Origin of the sequence: Ruegeria sp. ANG-S4, from assembly GCF_000814005.1 — a bacterium.
GTDB lineage: Bacteria > Pseudomonadota > Alphaproteobacteria > Rhodobacterales > Rhodobacteraceae > Ruegeria.
On sequence record NZ_JWLK01000001.1, the window covers coordinates 26,858 to 44,250 of the forward strand.

The following is a 17,393-nucleotide window of genomic DNA, read 5'->3' on the forward strand; positions in this document are numbered from 1 at the left end:
CCGATGCAGACGACATTTACCGACAGACAGTTGCAGGATCCGGCCATTCAGCGGTCAAATGAAATTCTGCGCAGTTGCGTGCATTGCGGGTTCTGCACCGCGACATGCCCGACCTATCAGGTGCTAGGCGATGAACTCGACAGCCCGCGCGGCCGCATCTACCTGATCAAGGATATGCTGGAAAACGAGCGTGTGCCCGACGAGAAAACCGTCAAACATATCGATCGGTGTCTGTCCTGTCTGGCTTGCATGACGACTTGTCCATCCGGCGTACACTACATGCATCTGGTTGATCACGCGCGTGAGTACATTGAACAGACATACAAACGCGCGTGGTCGGATCGTGCGCTGCGTTGGATCCTTGCGCGCATTCTGCCCTATCCAATGCGGTTCCGGTGGGCATTGATCGGTGCCAAACTGGGTCGCCCTTTTCGGCATCTGATGCCCGATGCGCGACTGCGCGCGATGTTGGACATGGCCCCCAAGCATATCCCGCCGGTCAGTCGCAACGACGACCCGCAGAGCTTTGCTGCGACAAGCCCACGTCGAAAGCGGGTCGCGTTGATGACGGGCTGTGCGCAAAAGGCTCTGAATACAGATATCAACGACGCAACAATCCGCCTGTTAACGCGGCTGGGGTGCGAAGTTGTCGTGGCCGAGGGCGCCGGGTGTTGTGGCGCGCTGACACATCACATGGGTAAAACGCAGGAAAGTCATGCGGCAGCCGCTGCCAACATCCGGGCCTGGGCCCGGGAAATGGATGGAAACGGACTGGACGCGATTGTTATCAATACGTCCGGTTGCGGAACGACCATCAAGGATTATGGTCACATGTTTCGCAATGATCCGCTGGCCAACGATGCCGCGCGGGTCGCAGCGGCGGCGATGGATATCAGCGAACTGTTGGTGCAGTTGGATATCCCGCAAGGCGACGACAAAGGATTGAACGTCGCCTATCACGCCGCGTGTTCCTTGCAACATGGGCAGCAGATCAAAACTCACCCGAAGAGCCTGTTAAAACAGGCCGGATTCACTGTGTTAGAGCCTGCTGACAGCCATTTGTGCTGCGGCTCTGCCGGAACCTACAACCTGATGCAGCCACAGATTTCGGCCAAGCTCAAACAGCGCAAGGTTCAATCGCTGGAAGCCAAGGCACCGGACGTGATTGCCGCAGGAAATATCGGATGCATGATGCAGATCGGGTCCGGAACAGACATTCCGATCGTACATACGGTCCAATTGCTGGACTGGGCCACCGGGGGGCCAAAGCCGGGTGCATTGCAGGCCGGTCGCACGCAATCGAACCCCATTCCGATCTTAAGGTAACGCGCAGTGCGGCTCTGTTGCATCGACCTCCGCCAAATCCTGTGGATGCTGATCCTGCCCTATTTTCGCCCCACGGGCCAGCTATGACCGTTCTTCGAAAATTCGACCGGAGACGCGCGTGCGCAAATGGATCACAGCCATCGCCCTAGGGATGCTGCCACTGGCAGCTGTCGCGCAGGATTCCGGGCTCAAGAGCCTGAACACAACCGATTCAGGCCGACAATGGATGGCTGTCGGTCGTCTGAACATCGACGGGACGGGGTTTTGCACCGGGGCTTTGATTTCACCCACTCTGGTCCTGACAGCGGCGCATTGTCTTTATGACAAGGTCTCGCGCCAGCGTGTTGATCCTGCGCGGATCGAGTTTTTGGCCGGTTGGCGCTTGGGTCATGCGTCGGCATACCGCGCGGCGCGTCAAACGGTGATCCACCCGAATTACGACTTTGACGCAGGCACGACGGCGGATCGCGTGCGCCATGACATCGCCCTGATCGAACTGTGGCAACCCATCAGAAACACATCGGTCATTCCGTTCGAAACGGGGGACCGACCATCACAGGGTGAAGACGTTGGCGTCGTTTCCTACGCCGAGGATCGCGCCGAAGCGCCGTCTTTGCAGGAAGTCTGTTCCATCGTTGCCCGTCAATCAGGTGTGCTTGTCATGTCCTGTAATGTCGATTTCGGCGCATCCGGTGCGCCGGTCTTTTCATTCGCATATGAACGGCCGCGCATTGTCTCGGTCGTGGCGGCAAAGGCTGAGATGGGCGGCAGCCGCGTGGCTTTGGGCACAGCATTGGAGGAGTCTCTGGAGCTGCTTCATGCGGAACTGGCCGAGGGGCGCGGACATGCGTCCTCATCCAGAGATATTGGTAAGAATATTGGTGCGAGGTTTCTGAAACCATGATGCGGAATTTGTTTAAATTATCGGTTTGTTTGGCTTTTCTTTGCACGGCGGCGCAGGCTCAACTCAGCAACCAGCGCCGTTTGACCGACCGCGATGACCTTTATGGATGGGAGGCCATCGGGCGCCTGGATATCGGGGATCAAGGGTTTTGCACCGGAACACTGATCGCGCGGGATTTGGTGCTGACTGCGGCCCATTGCGCGTTGGACAAGGCCACCGGAAAGCACTATCCGCCCGGAAAGGTAACTTTTCGGGCCGGACTGAGCGACGGAGAGTCCCTTGCCGACCGCAAGGTTATTCAGATCGCGTCTCATCCGGATTTCGTGGCCAACGCACCGGTTTCCGCGCCGCGCGTTCGGGTCGATGTCGCGCTGATGCGCCTGGAAGAGCCGATACCTTATTCAATTGCCGATCCCTTTGCCCTGTACAACGGTCGGGTTTCGGGCAGCGAGATCAGTGTTGCCTCTTATGGCCGGGGACGGGCCGATGCAATCACGCGTCAGCGGTCCTGTCGTATCCTGCAGCGCGGTCAGGGTTTGATCAGCTTCGACTGCGATGTGACCTTTGGGTCCTCTGGATCGGCCATCCTGGCGAAGAAAGGCCCGCGCTGGCAGATCTTTTCCGTTGTGTCCGCCGGGGTTTCGGATGGTCGCAGAACAATCGGATATGGTATGGAATTGCCTGAGATCGTGTCAGAACTCAAAGCAATCCTGCATCGGGACGCGCCAAGGCCAACGGCGACAATACGGCGGCTGCAGCCCGGCACGGACAGGTCCAGTTCGGGCGCCAAATTCATCAGCGCCGGCGGGTCTTGAACTCCAGCCAACTGCTACCCATGTCAACTGTATCGGGTCGCCGCGAGCGGGGCCCGACACACTCCACCGCCCGTCCGAACGGAGGGCAAATTTGTAGATCGCTCTGACATGAGGATACGACACATGCGAACATTTGACTTTGCACCGCTGCATCGCGCGACCATTGGCTTTGACCAAATCGCCGACATGATGGACCGGGTTCTGACCAACGATGGTGCCCAGCCCACCTATCCACCGTACAACATTGAAAAAACAGATGCCGACACCTATCGGATTTCGGTTGCTGTTGCTGGTTTTTCTGACGCCGACCTGTCGGTCGAAGTAAAGGAAAACGCGCTGATCGTTGCCGGCAAAAAAGCGACTGAGGACAAGGACCGCAGCTATCTGCATCGCGGTATTGCCACGCGCGCGTTCGAGCGTCGTTTTGCCCTGGCTGATCACGTTCGCGTCACCGGCGCGAGCCATGAAAACGGCATGCTGAACATCGACCTGAAACGTGAAGTCCCCGAGGCGCTGAAGCCGCGCCGGATCGAGATTGCCTCGGCCAATGCTATCGAAAAAGACGTGGTTGACGCCAAGGCCGTAAACTAAGGCAATTGGTCACCACGACGCGATAATCGTTCCTCTCTGGATTATCGCACCATACGCCCCGCGATCCTCCAGACGCGGGGCGTTTCGCGTTTTGCGTCCGTTTCAGATGCCACCGGTTGAGACACTTCTGTATCAGAGTGTTGGCAAGTACCGATCCAACAGCGCATCGACCAGGCCATCCTGCAGGTGGTTTCCGGTGGGTTGATCCACCCTCAGTATGTCCTTGAGAATGACGAGTTGCTCCATCCCTGTTGTCATGGACAGTCGGTGCGCCAAGTCTTCGATATCTGCCGGTCTCATGGATGAACGCACAGGTTCGAGTGCTTCGGCGAATGCCGCGACCCTTCTGCCGCCTCTCATGCTTGTTGTTCCGGCTTCCAGCGAAGCCTTGAGCGACTCGGCCAGGAATTGGCGGAAGAAAGCCTCGTGATCGCGCGAGAAATCCAGATAGTAACGCGCTATCGCATGAACCCTTAGCCGGACGTCGTCTATGCCTTCCAGCAATTCAGATGTGGGCGTGACGTCAAGGTCCAATGTGGCGTCGAGTGCAAGGACGGTTGGGTCGGAGAAGTAGCGATACACCGTCGCACGGCTGGTTTTTGCACGCTCGGCCACCTGCGCAAGCGTAACTTCTTTGCCTTCCGACATGAGGTCACGCGTTGCTGACAACAGCGCTTCGCGGGTGCGGTTTTTTTGATTCGTGCGGGGCGCCAATTCACTGCCTTTTTGTGATACACTTGTCTCATAAAGAGATTTCTGTATTATAAAGATGTGTTCTTTTGAGTAAAGGGAGTCAGGAAAATGGCCCAACCGCGCCCTCGAATTTATCATCTTCTCGGGAACTTGTTGACCTTCCACGCTTTTCCAGCTGAAACCGGCGACCGGTATACGATCGTTGAAATCAAAACGGCACCCGGGGCGGGCGCGCCCCCAAACCACCACGCTGGTGAAGACGAGAGCTTTTTCGTGCTTGATGGCGAGTTTGAGTTCTTTGTCGGGGGAGAGACGGTTTCAGCCAAAACAGGCGAATTTGTCAAAATACCGGATGGTGCGGTTCACGCGTTCACCTGCACAGGAGATCAGCCCGGTCGGTTGCTGTGCATTAATTCACCGGGCGCGATGCACGATACATTTTTTACTGAAGCGGGCCAAGCAATGCCCGATGGAACAACAGAAATTCCCGTCCCGGATGGACCACCGGATATTCCTGCGATCATGGCGGTTGCGGACAAGGCCGGAATGACAATTCTGGCGCCAGCTGACGCCACTGCAGATTGAAGTGGATCTTCAGCGGCGACGCTGCGCCCAGACTGTTTTGGTTGCTATTGCTACGGCCGGTATTCGCGAAAAAGCCCCGCGCGTTTCCGCGCGAGGCCTTTTTCTGTGTGAATTGATCTCAGTTGCCGGCCGTTACCGACCCGATAGACCAGAACATCGTCTCGCCCGAGGCATCGTCGACACCGTCATTGTCGGTCATCACAAAAGCCTCGCCCGAGGGCAGGATCGCCAGGCCTTCGATCTTGTCCAGAACATATCCGCCGGTCGATGTCAGGTCGGGCAGCAAGTCACGGACTTCTTCTTTGCTGACCACGGGCAGCGTGCCGCCCAGCGGAGCCGGGGACATTTCTGACAGCGGGATGCGATAGACCTTTTTGGTCACAGCGCGATGGTCGTGTTGATTGTCGCGTTCGATGACATAGACATGATCGCCGAAGGCCACAATCTCGGACAGTCCCACCCAGCCTGTTTCGGGCTGCGCTTTGGGATAGTGAACCGCGCCCCATTCCTCTGTCTCCAGATTATAGGCGACGAGTTTGACATGATTATCAGGGTCGTCCTTCCACTCGCGCTGAACGGCCATCCACAGGGTGTCGCCAACTTTGGTGATGCCCTCAAAGCCAAACCGCTTTTCGACGGCCATCAATTCCGGCGGCAGGCCGATTTCGCCGCTGTTGGTCTTGATCAGACCTTCCGCGTTGACGTGATAGATCGCATGGGGAATGACCCGATCGGTCCGGCCTTCCGAGGCGACATAGAAACCACCCTCACCGTCCAGCGTGATGCCTTCCAGATCCAGTTTCTGCGCCGGTTGGCCATTTGCCCGGTGAATGCGGATCACGTCGACAATTCGGGCAGGCTGCTGGCTTGGGTCGATCTTGAAAATCGAAGGCTGGAAGCCGTAAAAGCTGTCATTGACCGCATAGATCATGCCGTCTTGGTCAGCCACCAGACCGGACAGGGCACCCCATCCGATCAGCTCATCGGCACCTGCCGAGGTCAAATGCGGATAAGCGGCGGGCGCGTCTTGGTATTCGAAGATCATGACATGCGCGCGCGGGCCACCATCTTCGATCAGGTCCTTTTCGTTGGCCGAGATCAGCAAGTTGCGTTCCGGGATCGCGACATAGCCTTCCGGGCCAACGCCCGAGGGCAGCAACTGTTTCAGAACCGGGTTCGCCGGATCGGTGGCGTCATAGACACCCACGACCGACGCACGCTCGGCCCCCACGAAGATCATAGGCGTGCCGCCAAAGGTGGCCGCAGTCACGCTTTCCGGCTCAACGCCCTTGGCGTCAGAGCGTTTGTCGGGGTAGTGGCCGATCTGGATGATCGCCTTTTCGAATTCGGTGCCGTTCTCGTAAACGACCGTGCCGTCCTTGTTGAAGATCGTCCAACCGCGCGAACCGCCATTGTAATCGCCTTCGTTGGCGGTGGCGAAGTGGTTCTCGTCGATCCATTTCACCGCATCCGGCTCGCGCAGGCGGCCCGGCTGGCTTTCGGTGAAGATCAGTGCGCCGCGTTCGTCGGTGGCGTCGATGCCTTCCAGATCAACTGCACCTGCCGAGAAATGGCTGACCACGTTGCCATCCTTATCAACAACAGCGATGTGGTTGTTTTCCTGTAAGGTAACGACGGTTTCACCCAAAGCGTTGATGTCGACGAACTCAGGCTCGGGATCGGTCGGTGCGACTTCCGCCAGACCGGTCAGTGTGGCCATTTTCATACCCGCGCAATCCAACGCGCCGTCTTTCAGCGGCACCAGAGCCAGCGACCCGGCAGGCAATTGCGGGATGATGCCGTCGTTGAGGTCTTCGTCCCGTTCGTTCTCGATCGCCACGGCGACAAAGCTGCCATCGAGGGCAACCGCGACGCTGTCGGGCTGACCACCCAGATCACAGGCGCCTGTCTCTGACTTGCCCGCGATATCGACCGAGATCAGCTTGCCCGACGGAGCGGTATAGCTTTCGGATGTGTTCACCCCAACAAAAGCCGTCGTGCCGACGATTCCAACTGCCGTCGGCTCACCACCCACTTCCATCGCGCCCAGCGGGGAAGGGTTTGTAGGGTCTGTGATATCGACCATACCGATCATGCCCAGCGGGCTGTCAGTATAGACCAGCGTCATGCCGTCCGCCGTCGCCGCGATAATCTCGGGCGAAGTTTCGCGGGTCGTATCAGCCCCCTCGGCCATGTTCTTGACCACAGGGAAGGACGCAATTCGGTTGAAATTCATCTCTGCCACGGCCTGACCGGCAGTCAGGGCAAGGGCAGATGTCAGGCAGACAAAGCGCAATGACATCGTTTGGTATCCTCTCTCGCTTGGATGCGGGTGGGATGACCGGGGTTTGTTTCGGGACTGTGACGGTTTTGATTCAGTTTGATGACAACATGGACCAGAGCGTTGCATCGGTGTCGTTTAACGCTGCTTGCAATCATCCCAGAGTTGTCGCACCTATCTTTTCCCGTTTGAATTTGCCAATCTTTGCGGGATTTTAGCGTCCTGAGGGATGTAAATAGGCGTAACATTACCTATCTTATTGGGTAGATAAGAAAAACAGGGATAGCACAGATGTCGAACCAGCAATTTGAAGCGTTGATTCAAGAGACCCAGCAGAAAGTGCGCGAAAGCCAGTCGCAGATCGAAGGGCTTACCTCGCGCATCGAAGCGGCCCGCGCCAAGATCGGCACCGCCGAGGCCGATATCGACATCGAAAACGCCACGCTTGAGGATGTGCATGCCCATACCGAGGTGATGAATGCCAACATTGCCGAGCTGATCATGGGGCTGGACGATGTCACCAGCGCCTTTTCCAAAGATTTCGACGAAATGCGCTCGAAAACCGGATGGGAATCGTTTGTGGGCATCTTCTCGAAAGGCAAATCCGAGTCGATGCGGCAGGAACGCATGCGCACAGCCAATATCGACGACAAGCTGCAGGATCTGATTGCCAAATCCGACGTGATCGTGAAGCTGCTGGAAGGGCAGCTCTCTGTACTGGAAGAACAGCGCGTGAAGGTCGAAGAAAACCTGACCGTCACGCTGGACGACCGTGAGGCCACCGTAGCCGAGCTGGAATCCCTGCGTACCGAAATTCAGGGCATGGACCCGACGATTATCACGTTGGAAAACAAGATCAGCGTCGAACAGGACGCCGCCGCGCGCACCCAGTTGGAAACCGAACTGGCCGAGCTGAATAAGCAGTACAACGCCAAGGTTCAGGAAGAGCAGGTCAAGCTGGCCAAGTCGCAAACGCTCGAACGCTATATCGAAAAGGGCAAGACCTGGGTCGATTCACTGCAAAACCAGGCAGCGACGCAGATGGTGCTGATCAACAAGCTGCGGACAGACACCCAGCAGCGCGTGGTGCTGTATGACGCCCTGACCAAATCGCTGAAAACCGCGCAGCAGCAGGACGTGGCCCACCGCATCAACGAGATCGGTGTGCAAACGGATCAAGAGGCGCAAACCGCCATGGCCGCCATCGGCACAGCGACCAACCAGAAAATGGCTGACATGCTTGAGGCGCATGAGGACCACATGGTCTTTGCCCGCGACGTGCTGGAGAAAAAGGCCAAGGCGGATGAACGCTTTGCCCGCCGGTTCGCCTCAATTGTCGAGAAGCATGATAAGAATTTGTATGGCGGATGAAGTGGTTTAGCCAAAAAGATGTACGGCTGCTCAGGGTTGGCCTCGTTCTCGTAGTTTGGCCTATCCCGATTTTTGGTCTGCTTGCTGTACTGAACGAATTAAGTGCAGAAGGTGGGGCCTACAAACTGTTGGGCTTCATCGCACTTTATGTCGGGCCGGGTAGCGTAGTCTTCGGGCTTATCACCTTCGCCCTATATCTGATTTCAGAAGTTTTTCTTCTGCCTTGGCGGATTAGTCACTGTCGAGGAACTGGTTATAGAAATTCCCAGAATGACTGACCCCACCCAAGACCATGTCGGCCTGACCGACACCTTCGCCTCGCGCCGCTATTTCCGCAAATTCGAGGTGATCACCGTCCACCTCCTGCGCGTGGCCGCGACGATGGAGGCGGAGGGCGCGATCAGCAAGCAAGAGGTGCGGATCGTGTCGCGGTATCTCTCGGGGCTGCTCTACACCTTCCGCGCGCTGAGCATGAAATATCTGTTGGTCGGGCGCGATACGGGGCGGTTCTTTGGCAGTCTCGCCATGGACAAGCGCGACAGCGGATTTCCGGTGGCGGCCGAGTTGCTGACCATGGCCAATGACGCGCAGCAGGCGCAGGTGCATCTGGCGAACATGCCCTCGGAAGACGACCTGAAAACCGAGATGGTACGGACAATCATTGGCGATCAGGACATCCCCACCAAACTGCAATTCGCGCTGTCCCAAAGGCTCTATTACGAGGAATTGCTGAAGGGTCAGCTGTTCTGGTCGCGCAACGATCCTGAATGCCACTGGATCGGGAATGAGGGCGAGCGGCGCAAATTCATGATCCACTGGGCGGTTTATGACAGCCAGATCAACCTGCCGGTCATCTACCTGATGCAGTTGGAGGATAGCGGCAAGACGGCGTTGCCAAAGGATCAGCGCCGATGGCCAGAGGTTCAGGCCCATCTGATGGCGCAGGCTTTGGGCGGATTGAAGCTGGTGACAATTGCCAAAGGCTTTGATCAGGATTTCGATGATCTGCATCCCAAGCATATGCGCCGCATCCATGTGGGGCCGATGTATTCCTCGGCCTATACCGAGCAATCTGGCCCTCTGCGGCAGGTACTGGAGAATGCGCAGGCACCGGAAGGTCAGGACTGGGCCTTGGCCTGGACGACGGAAGAGCTGGAGAGCGAACATGTGATCGAGGAACGCGCGGGCTGGTTTTCGACGGTCGAGCGTGAGGTTTTTGCCTTGGATCCGTTCGGTGGGCAGGGGGCGGAGACCGGAGCAACGCGCACCCAACGGTCGATCATCCTGCCCCAGCGTCCGTTTCAGGTGTTGGCCGAGCGCAACCCGCCGGGGTTTGCCGATGTGCGCAAGTTTGTGGTCAGCAAGACGGGGCAAGTGTTGCGGTATTAGTTTCGCCTTCCCTAACGGACGCTTTCAGGGTTCAGACGGGACGAGAGTATTTAGAAAAGATGAAGCAAGGGCGGTTTTAGATGAGTTTGACGTCAGATCAGATGGAATTGCGAGAAGCGGATATTCGTAAGCATTATCCGGCGGCGACCGCCTTGCTGAACGGGTTTGAACATGCGCCGCGGATTGCGAAGGCGGTTGAAGCAGCGGTCGAACGCTCGCCGGGGGTATCAACCGGGCGGCGGTTTCGGTCGACGACTCCGGGGCTGGTGACACGGCGCACCGCCCGTGCCGACGGCGTTCATCTGGTCGAGCGGATCGAAGCCGCGGACGATGGCGATGCACTGGTCTCGCCGTCTCAAGCCACCACGCAACAGGCGATCCGGAGGGCGATTGCCATCGCTTTGGCCGTGGCAGAAGCCTACGCGGAGCAGACCCCACTGGCCGATCTGAAACGCGCCAATTTGGCCGGGGATTTGCCTGCTGCGCGCAAAGCTGAGTTCTCAGAATTGCTGACGGCTGAGGCGCTGATTACCTTGCACAGTTTCGGCAATGCGTTGGCCTATCTGATGTCGTCGCATCTGGGTGAAACCACCGTTGATATTGGTGAGATCGAAGAGGTCCTGACCGACAATGGCCAGCTTGCCCTGCATGGTGCGCTGTGGGAGCTGGACCAAACGTTCGCCAAGCACGCGGCAGAAGACGCGCACCTGATCGCAGCGGCCAGTGCCTATGCTGAACAACTGATGGATAAGGCCGCATTGCGCGCCCAGTCGGCGAACCATTTGGCGCCATTCCAGAATGCGGCTTGGCATATTGAAGCTGACGATCTGACGATACGGGGGTTTGAGCCGGCCTCAAGGGCCAAATCCACCACCCTGACCATGACGTTCAAGAAGCCGAACGAGGTGGTCGGCAACCATATCGCCAAATATCAGGCGATGAAGCTGGCCAAGATGTTGATGGCCTATGACTTTGACCGCCGCCTGAACCCCTTTGCGGAACTTGGTGGGTTCATCTTTACCTTCATGGGCGACGGCAAGCCGGGCACCGGCAAGACCACCCTGATCCAGATGATGGCCGGGCTGATCAATGATTATTGCCAGAACGCGGGCTACCCGTTCCGTTATCAGAACCTGAGCACCGACAATATTGACAGCTATCAGGGCAAATCCGGCCAGAACGCCAAGGCGTTTATCAACACGATCATTGACCCCTCGGTCATCGGCTTTGGCACCATTGACGATATCGACCAACTGGCGGGCAAGCGCGGTGACCGGCAGTCCTCAGCCGGGCAGCTGGAAATCACTGCTGTTCTGATGGAGAGCTTTGCCGGTGCCAACACCGTCGTGCGCGGCAACTGCACCTTTGGCATGTTCTCGAACTACCCCGAGAATGTGGACGACGCCCTTCGCCAGCGTGCGGGAGCGCGGTTTCTGGTGGACGGCCCGCAGACGTGCGAGGATTACATTGACATCCTGCACCTGCTGATGGGCCGCAACCACGACATCCCGCTGGGTGAACACGAAGCCTATGCCGCGCAAGAGATCAAGAAAGCCGTCGCCGCCAGTTTCGAAAGCCATTCCCGCCCGCATGAGGACGCTCTGCTGCAGGTCTATGACCGGGTGTCCGGCGAGATCGGCCAGATGGACACGATCGCCAAGCTGGGTACCTACCTCAAGGCGATCCAAGCCGCAGATGAGAGCTTCACCGGTCGCGCGATCAAGAACATCACCGACGCGGTCAAGGTTCGCGCGATGGATTTCGAGTTGCCCGACGAGTGGATGGAAAACCCCGACCTGTTCCTGTTCCGCGACTACGACACCAAGAAGGCCATGATCCAGGACCTGCGCCAGCCGATCACGGTGGACATGGTGGTGCAAGAGATCAACCGCTACGCCGACAGCGAGTTCCGCTATGCCGACAAGAGCGACGAGGTCGCCATCGAGAACGCCGTCCGCGAGATGGGCCGGATGGAAGAGGCCAAGCGGCGGTATCTGGAGGGGAAGTAGAAGCAAGTGCTAACGGACGTATTTTTTGTCAGATACGAAGAAACCCCGCTATTCAGGAGCTTCCTTAGGCGGGAAAAACGAGCTCTTCATCAGTGCTTTACTGTCCTCGAAGAATTCCACCCCTATTGGGGCGAAACTGACGATGCTCAAAAAGCGAGTGGCAAGTTTTGGGAAGAGATCCACAAAAGGCTAGCAAATGAACTCGGTGTTCGTTGGCTGTCTGACGCATGGTACGAAACCCACGTTGGACTAGGGGAGTACAGGCGCAAAGAACATAGAAAGAGAGCGTTTATCGAAATCTGCCGAAACTGGTATAATAATCACGCACTTCAAAGTGCCGATATTGATGAGTTTCTGAAAGAACGGCTTAGCCTTATCGAAGTCGGGTTACGCATAAAGTACGATAGAGCGGATTCTTGCAGAAAGTCTCTAGAAGCTAGCAGGCCTTCAAGTTCTTTGCTGGCTAAGGCATATAAGAAAACGGTCGACGAATACGAAACCGCGTCGGCAGAAATAAACGAGAGATTTCGCTCGGCAAGGTTTCCGCTCAACTATCACAATGGTTTTTTCCAGATTGAAGCTGATCTTTTGGTTTCAAATGAAATCGAGCAACCTTTTTGGAGCCTTGTATCCGAACCTGTTTGGCAAAACGTGGACCTCGACATGAAGGAAGCGGTTGACCAACGCGACAATGGTGGCAAAGACCCAGCACTTTTTGCGGCAAAAGCGCTCGAAAGTACGGTTAAAATAATATCTGACAAACTCGGTGTTACGCACGGCGGCGAGAAGGGAGCGCATAACTACATCGATAACCTTTCGAAGAAATCAGTAGTTTTCTTGGGTGATTGGGAAAAGGAACTGTTGAAGGCCTACTTTACTAAGGTGCGCAACCAATTGGGTCACGGCCCCGGAAGTGAACCCATGCCACAGCTTTCGCCAGATCAGACTTCATGGGCAATTGAAAATGCTATGTCATGGATAAAGTTGCTCATTCTCAAGTTTGAAACTCAAAAGGCGAAGGCCCCATGATTCGCCTCATCGAAAAAGGCCTGATGTTTGGCAACCTCGTCCACATCTCCAGCCCGGCCTTAGTCGAGCGGTATAACCGCGCGCTGCAGCACCTGGCGGGCAAGACCACGGCGCTGACGGATTTCCATGTCGATATCTCGGGCTATTCGCCCGAGGTGGGGATTGAGCTGGAGGACGAGCTTTACCTCAATCCCAACGGCGTGAACCGGCAGTTCATCCTGCTGACGACCGAGCAGAAACGCGCGCCTTTGCTGAACGTCAAATTCTCGACCTCGCGCGATATCCTGCGTGAATTCATCGAGATGAACGAGGCGCAGTTGTTTGCCCTGACCGCCACCGATGCGGTGGCCGGAGAGCTGGTGAACTCGGTCATCAAACTCACCACGCCGCGCGATCTGTTCAATATCAAGACGATCGAGATTGAGGCCGATACCGCCGGTGGCACTCTGCGCAAGTCTGAACAGCTCGCGGGCATGGTCGAGCGGTTCAAAACCGAAGAGGATGCGTGGTTCGACGATGTGTTGATCGCCCGGATGATCGAAACGGCGAAAGAAACCGGCGACGTCACGCGCAACCCGGTTCGCCTGCGCCACACGGCGTTCGAGCAGCGCAATTTCTGGACGTCGCATTTCGGGGGTCTCTACCTGTTTCCGGATGTGGACCATCCGGCGGCGATCTGCATGGCGGACAGACCCCACGATCTGCCGGTCGATTTTGTTTTTGATCTCGGCCAGCGCAACCAGATCGCAAAATTCCTTGGCCTGAACGGGCTGGTCGAGACCATCATCGAAGCGCGCGGCGTGGATTCTGCGGGCATCCTGCAACAAAAGATGGATTTCCTGACCATCGCGGCCGCAGCGGAATCCGATATCGACCTGACCGGTCTTGACCGCCGTGACATGCGGCGGCTGGCGCGCAATCACGCGGACCAATTGCCCGAGGCGTATCACGGTTTGGCGCAACTGCTGCGCTGGGCAACGGATGGCGGGCCTTGGCCGCGCATCACCTCGGACCATCCGGCGTATTTCTACACGCTGCGTGCGACCGACACGCCGAACCGCGATCTGGTCAATATGTTGTTGACCGAACTGGCCCCGCTGGACCCGCGCCAGATGTTCATCTGCAATAAAGAGCTGTTCTATCGCACCTATGCGACCTGGCCCGAGGCCAAGAAGGCGTATGTTGCCGACTTCCTTGCGCGCGAGTATCAGGTGGACAAGGCCGGTGCCCGCGCCGCGCTGTTTGGACATGAGCCGGATATGAGCGGCGAGGATCGGGTCAGCGATGCGGTGATCGCGCGGGTTGGTCCTTGGGGTTCGGTCAGGAGGGATTGAGATGTTCGGAGCGATGCGCCTGTTTCTGATCCTGCTGGTTCTGCAGACGGTTGCCTACTTTGTGTTGTCCATCTATTCGCGCGGGGTTCGCCGCCGAAAGCTCGAGACCTGGTGGGATGAAAAGGGCAAGAAGGGAAACAAAGAGGCTTTTGTCGAACGTGGGCTGCACGTCTATGACAACTCATTCCGGCGCAGACTGATCCTGGGTGTTTACGTTGTACCTTGGGTGGCGATTGGTGCGCTGATCTATATTGTGAACTACATGTGAGGGTTAAGGCATGGCCTATGTGAAATGGGCGTTCATCATCATCTTTTGGGGCACGATTGCCACAATCCTGCAGTATTCGCTGCCGCAACATGATGTGGTGCGGATCGTCAACACCTATGAAGAACGGCAGGACCTGAATGACTGGACGCGGATTTTCTGGTCCGAGCCGGAAGACCAGTCTGCCAGCCTGTCCAATCGCGATGTTCAGTTCATTCAGGCGGTCCGCGCCAACGGTAAGCCCATTGTCTACCGGAACGAAGATACCGGCTGGGGCTGGCCCCCCTATTTCAAGTTCGACACGGCCAATTTGTATACCGAGGCAAATGACGCGAAATCGACCAAGGAGAACCCTGATTGGGTGGTGGTGACCCACTATGGGTGGCGGAACGAGTTCATGTCGATTTTCCCCAACGCGATTTTCATCCGGCATGTGGAAGGCCCCGACACCCGCATTATTCCCTGGTTCAACATCATTTTCCTGACCGTGTTTGCCGCTGTTGTCTGGGCGCTTTGGGTGCGCTGGCGTCGGTTTCGGCAGCGCCGGATTGATCCGATGTTGGAAAGCGTCGAAGACGGCATTTACGCGGCGGGCGACGCCATTGAAGAAAAGCGTGGCAGTTTCCGACGCTGGCTCGATAGCTGGAAGTCGAAGTAGCGGGGTTGGGGGCGGCGTGAATACCCGTCTTTGATGCCAACACCTACCGCACGACAAACTCGGCATGCAGGGCGCCGGCTGCCTTGATGGTTTTCAATATGTCGATCATGTCGCGCGGAGACACGCCTAGGGCGTTCAAGCCTGCGACGACTTCTGACAGTGTGGCCGCTTCGGGCAGTTCGGCGAGGCCGGTGCCTTCTTCCTCTTCTATTCCGGCGACCGTTCTGGGGACTACTACGGTTTCGCCGCGTGCAAAAGGATTGGGCTGCACCACGATTGGGGCCTCTTCGACGGTCAGGGTCAGGTTGCCTTGCGAGACAGCGACTCGTGATATCCGGACGTCCTGCCCCATCACGATGGTGCCTGATCTTTGGTCCACAACCACCCGCGCCTTGGTTTCCGGCTGTACAAGAATGTTTTCGATGCGGCCAATGGCATGCGCCGTCGAAACCGACCGTGTGGCGGCGACGTTCAACTCGACTGTGCCGGAATCCCGCATGATCGCGACCGCCTGATTGAATTCGGTGTTGATCGCCGATTCGATGCGGCCCGCGGTTGTAAAATCGGGTTCACGAAGAGCCAGACGCAACTGTGTCAGCGCCGAAAGTTCAAAGTCGATTTCCCGTTCGACCCGCGCCCCCGCTGGTATGACGCCCGACGTTGGCACGCCGGTCACGACCGAGGCGGCCTCTCCTTCTGCCACCGCACCGCCCGCCAGGACTGTCCCTTGAGCGACTGCATAGATCTGACCATCCGCTGCATTCAGCGGTGTCATGATCAGAGTTCCGCCCAGCAGGCTTTTGCTGTCGCCGATTGCGGAAACCGTGATGTCGATTTGACTGCCCACACGTGAAAACGGCGGCAGGCTGGCTGTGACCAGTACGGCAGCGACGTTCTTCGGGCGAAAATCCTCTCCCGTGACGTTCACGCCCAGGCGTTCAAGAATATTCGACATGATTTCTTCGGTGAATGGCGAGTTTCGCAATCCATCACCTGTGCCATTCAGCCCAACGACAAGGCCGTAGCCCACCAAATCGTTGCCGCGTACGCCATCAAAATCCACCAGATCTTTCAGGCGAATTGCCCCCGCTCTGGTCAATCCGGGCAGCAGGATAAGGAGGAGTGCAAGCAGCTTCATCACAGGAAATTCACCAACGATAAGGACGAGTTGCGAACCGTTACGGAATAAAGGCTTTCCAATTGAAACTGAACGGCATTCAATTGCGTTGCCGTTTCGGTCGGATCGGCCGCGATCAGGTTGTTCCGGCTGATTTCCAGGCTGGTCCGCGCAGCGGCATCGCGGGTTGTGGCCTGTTCAATGCGGGCTTCGGCTGCGCCGACCTTGGCCCTGAGCGCAACAATATCGCTGTCGTTATTCGCCAAATCCAACCCGAGCTGCCCAAACAATGCGGTTCTGGCACCGGGTTCGAGGCTCAATGCCGTGTCCGACGCAAGAGCAGCCACCGCGACATCGCGCAATGCGGCCCGAAACTCTGGATCGTTTGCCTTTATCGGGACGTCGATCCGTTCGTTTTCTGAGATTTGCATTGGGGACAAGTCGGTATCAGACCCTTGATAGATCACAGCATCAAACCCAGCGGGGTCGTTGAACCAGTCCTCGGCAGCCTGGCGGATGTCGATGATTGTGGTCAATCCCGTAAGCTCTGTCGCTAGCGCGCTGAGCAACGTTTCCGACGAAGGCAGCGGCGAGACATCCGTGGCGGTACCCGAAAAAAGACTTCGGCCGCCCGCGCGGGTGTTCAGGGCCGAAATCATCGTATCAAGCTCGTTGCGCGCCAGTTCCGAGGCATGCTCGTGGGTTGTGGTCTGATTTGCCGTCGCAAAGGACAACAAAGACGCCGACACTTCGCTGATGGACTCGTTAAACGTGCCCAAACTCAACTGCATCGCGTCTGTAAACAACCGCGCCTCGGATGTGGCTATCCGGAACGCGTCCAACCTTTCGAGGTTCCGTTCAAGATCCAGCAATTGCGAATAGTCACCGCCCAACCGTTGGGCGACGTTCTTGACCTTCCCGGATGACAGTTCATAGGTCAGGGTATCAAGCTGATTTCTTATGTCTGCACTGCGCGTGCGCAAGGTCATGTTGCGGGCCAGATCGCCAATGGAATTCAGTGTCATA

At 57.2% G+C, this 17,393-nt stretch carries 17 protein-coding genes; 13 read left to right on the forward strand and 4 right to left on the reverse strand.

Annotated elements, in window-relative coordinates:
* The first annotated feature begins 3 nt into the window (after window positions 1-3).
* The 4 genes from glcF (at window position 4) to RA28_RS00150 (ending at window position 3,636) form a co-directional block, all read left to right on the forward strand.
* The gene (glcF, locus tag RA28_RS00135; protein WP_039522342.1) at window positions 4-1,326 is read left to right on the forward strand and encodes a glycolate oxidase subunit GlcF; all 1,323 of its coding nucleotides are present in this window, start codon (window positions 4-6) and stop codon (window positions 1,324-1,326) included.
* A 118-nt stretch (window positions 1,327-1,444) separates the two neighbouring features.
* Window positions 1,445-2,230, forward strand: coding sequence for a trypsin-like serine peptidase (locus RA28_RS00140; RefSeq protein WP_039522345.1), 786 nt, complete (start codon window positions 1,445-1,447; stop codon window positions 2,228-2,230).
* Window positions 2,231-2,259: 29 nt separating this feature from the next.
* Complete coding sequence (locus RA28_RS00145; protein WP_241481032.1) at window positions 2,260-3,045, forward strand: trypsin-like serine peptidase; 786 nt, start codon at window positions 2,260-2,262, stop codon at window positions 3,043-3,045.
* Between the two features lie 123 nt (window positions 3,046-3,168).
* The gene (locus RA28_RS00150) at window positions 3,169-3,636 is read left to right on the forward strand and encodes an Hsp20 family protein (protein ID WP_039522351.1); all 468 of its coding nucleotides are present in this window, start codon (window positions 3,169-3,171) and stop codon (window positions 3,634-3,636) included.
* Between the two features lie 132 nt (window positions 3,637-3,768).
* Here RA28_RS00150 and RA28_RS22110 read toward each other — a convergent pair whose 3' ends face one another.
* Window positions 3,769-4,467: a TetR/AcrR family transcriptional regulator gene (locus RA28_RS22110; protein ID WP_082029681.1), complete on the reverse strand. Its 699-nt coding sequence runs from the start codon at window positions 4,465-4,467 to the stop codon at window positions 3,769-3,771.
* On the opposite strand from RA28_RS22110, the gene RA28_RS00160 reads away from it, so the two are divergent.
* Entirely contained in the window at window positions 4,438-4,914 is a 477-nt protein-coding gene (locus tag RA28_RS00160) for a cupin domain-containing protein (protein ID WP_039522353.1), read from the forward strand. The genes RA28_RS22110 and RA28_RS00160 overlap by 30 nt on opposite strands.
* A 118-nt stretch (window positions 4,915-5,032) precedes the next feature.
* On the opposite strand, the gene RA28_RS00165 is transcribed toward RA28_RS00160, so the two are convergent.
* Window positions 5,033-7,216, reverse strand: coding sequence for an esterase-like activity of phytase family protein (locus RA28_RS00165; protein ID WP_039522356.1), 2,184 nt, complete (start codon window positions 7,214-7,216; stop codon window positions 5,033-5,035).
* Window positions 7,217-7,486: 270 nt separating this feature from the next.
* On the opposite strand from RA28_RS00165, the gene RA28_RS00170 reads away from it, so the two are divergent.
* From RA28_RS00170 to RA28_RS00205, 8 genes are all read left to right on the forward strand, one after another.
* Window positions 7,487-8,566, forward strand: a complete 1,080-nt coding sequence (locus RA28_RS00170) for a hypothetical protein (RefSeq protein ID WP_039522358.1) — start codon at window positions 7,487-7,489, stop codon at window positions 8,564-8,566.
* The gene (locus RA28_RS22720) at window positions 8,563-8,844 is read left to right on the forward strand and encodes a hypothetical protein (RefSeq protein ID WP_039522360.1); all 282 of its coding nucleotides are present in this window, start codon (window positions 8,563-8,565) and stop codon (window positions 8,842-8,844) included. Before RA28_RS00170 ends, RA28_RS22720 begins: the two co-directional genes overlap by 4 nt.
* Window positions 8,837-9,955 carry a hypothetical protein gene (locus tag RA28_RS00180; protein ID WP_039522362.1) on the forward strand — a complete coding sequence of 373 codons (1,119 nt, stop codon included), beginning with the start codon at window positions 8,837-8,839 and terminating at the stop codon, window positions 9,953-9,955. Before RA28_RS22720 ends, RA28_RS00180 begins: the two co-directional genes overlap by 8 nt.
* Window positions 9,956-10,035: 80 nt before the next feature.
* The gene (locus RA28_RS00185; protein ID WP_039522364.1) at window positions 10,036-11,964 is read left to right on the forward strand and encodes an AAA family ATPase; all 1,929 of its coding nucleotides are present in this window, start codon (window positions 10,036-10,038) and stop codon (window positions 11,962-11,964) included.
* Between the two features lie 6 nt (window positions 11,965-11,970).
* On the forward strand, window positions 11,971-12,993 hold the full coding sequence (locus RA28_RS22725; RefSeq protein WP_039522366.1) for an AbiJ-NTD4 domain-containing protein: 1,023 nt from the start codon (window positions 11,971-11,973) through the stop codon (window positions 12,991-12,993).
* Complete coding sequence (locus RA28_RS00195; protein WP_039522368.1) at window positions 12,990-14,327, forward strand: DUF6638 family protein; 1,338 nt, start codon at window positions 12,990-12,992, stop codon at window positions 14,325-14,327. The genes RA28_RS22725 and RA28_RS00195 overlap by 4 nt, the downstream gene beginning before the upstream one ends.
* A 1-nt stretch (window position 14,328) precedes the next feature.
* A complete protein-coding gene (locus tag RA28_RS00200; RefSeq protein ID WP_039522369.1) occupies window positions 14,329-14,595 on the forward strand; it encodes a hypothetical protein in 267 nt (88 codons plus the stop codon).
* A gap of 10 nt (window positions 14,596-14,605) precedes the next feature.
* On the forward strand, window positions 14,606-15,250 hold the full coding sequence (locus tag RA28_RS00205) for a DUF1523 family protein (protein ID WP_039522372.1): 645 nt from the start codon (window positions 14,606-14,608) through the stop codon (window positions 15,248-15,250).
* A 43-nt stretch (window positions 15,251-15,293) separates the two neighbouring features.
* On the opposite strand, the gene RA28_RS00210 is transcribed toward RA28_RS00205, so the two are convergent.
* Together RA28_RS00210 and RA28_RS00215 are read right to left on the reverse strand one after the other, a co-directional pair.
* The gene (locus RA28_RS00210; RefSeq protein ID WP_082029682.1) at window positions 15,294-16,388 is read right to left on the reverse strand and encodes a flagellar basal body P-ring protein FlgI; all 1,095 of its coding nucleotides are present in this window, start codon (window positions 16,386-16,388) and stop codon (window positions 15,294-15,296) included.
* On the reverse strand, window positions 16,388-17,392 hold the full coding sequence (locus RA28_RS00215; RefSeq protein ID WP_039522378.1) for a flagellin: 1,005 nt from the start codon (window positions 17,390-17,392) through the stop codon (window positions 16,388-16,390). Before RA28_RS00215 ends, RA28_RS00210 begins: the two co-directional genes overlap by 1 nt.
* Window position 17,393: the final 1 nt, after the last annotated feature.

Excerpts from the sequence above, each read along its gene's own strand:
- glcF (WP_039522342.1), top strand. The coding sequence starts at position 4 with ATGCAGACGACATTTACCGACAGACAGTTGCAGGATCCGGCCATTCAG.
- RA28_RS00150 (WP_039522351.1), top strand. The coding sequence starts at position 3,169 with ATGCGAACATTTGACTTTGCACCGCTGCATCGCGCGACCATTGGCTTT.
- RA28_RS00160 (WP_039522353.1), top strand. The coding sequence starts at position 4,438 with ATGGCCCAACCGCGCCCTCGAATTTATCATCTTCTCGGGAACTTGTTG.
- RA28_RS22110 (WP_082029681.1), bottom strand. The coding sequence starts at position 4,467 with ATGATAAATTCGAGGGCGCGGTTGGGCCATTTTCCTGACTCCCTTTAC.
- RA28_RS00165 (WP_039522356.1), bottom strand. The coding sequence starts at position 7,216 with ATGTCATTGCGCTTTGTCTGCCTGACATCTGCCCTTGCCCTGACTGCC.
- RA28_RS00170 (WP_039522358.1), top strand. The coding sequence starts at position 7,487 with ATGTCGAACCAGCAATTTGAAGCGTTGATTCAAGAGACCCAGCAGAAA.
- RA28_RS22720 (WP_039522360.1), top strand. The coding sequence starts at position 8,563 with ATGAAGTGGTTTAGCCAAAAAGATGTACGGCTGCTCAGGGTTGGCCTC.
- RA28_RS00180 (WP_039522362.1), top strand. The coding sequence starts at position 8,837 with ATGACTGACCCCACCCAAGACCATGTCGGCCTGACCGACACCTTCGCC.
- RA28_RS00185 (WP_039522364.1), top strand. The coding sequence starts at position 10,036 with ATGAGTTTGACGTCAGATCAGATGGAATTGCGAGAAGCGGATATTCGT.
- RA28_RS00195 (WP_039522368.1), top strand. The coding sequence starts at position 12,990 with ATGATTCGCCTCATCGAAAAAGGCCTGATGTTTGGCAACCTCGTCCAC.
- RA28_RS00200 (WP_039522369.1), top strand. The coding sequence starts at position 14,329 with ATGTTCGGAGCGATGCGCCTGTTTCTGATCCTGCTGGTTCTGCAGACG.
- RA28_RS00205 (WP_039522372.1), top strand. The coding sequence starts at position 14,606 with ATGGCCTATGTGAAATGGGCGTTCATCATCATCTTTTGGGGCACGATT.
- RA28_RS00210 (WP_082029682.1), bottom strand. The coding sequence starts at position 16,388 with ATGAAGCTGCTTGCACTCCTCCTTATCCTGCTGCCCGGATTGACCAGA.
- RA28_RS00215 (WP_039522378.1), bottom strand. The coding sequence starts at position 17,392 with ATGACACTGAATTCCATTGGCGATCTGGCCCGCAACATGACCTTGCGC.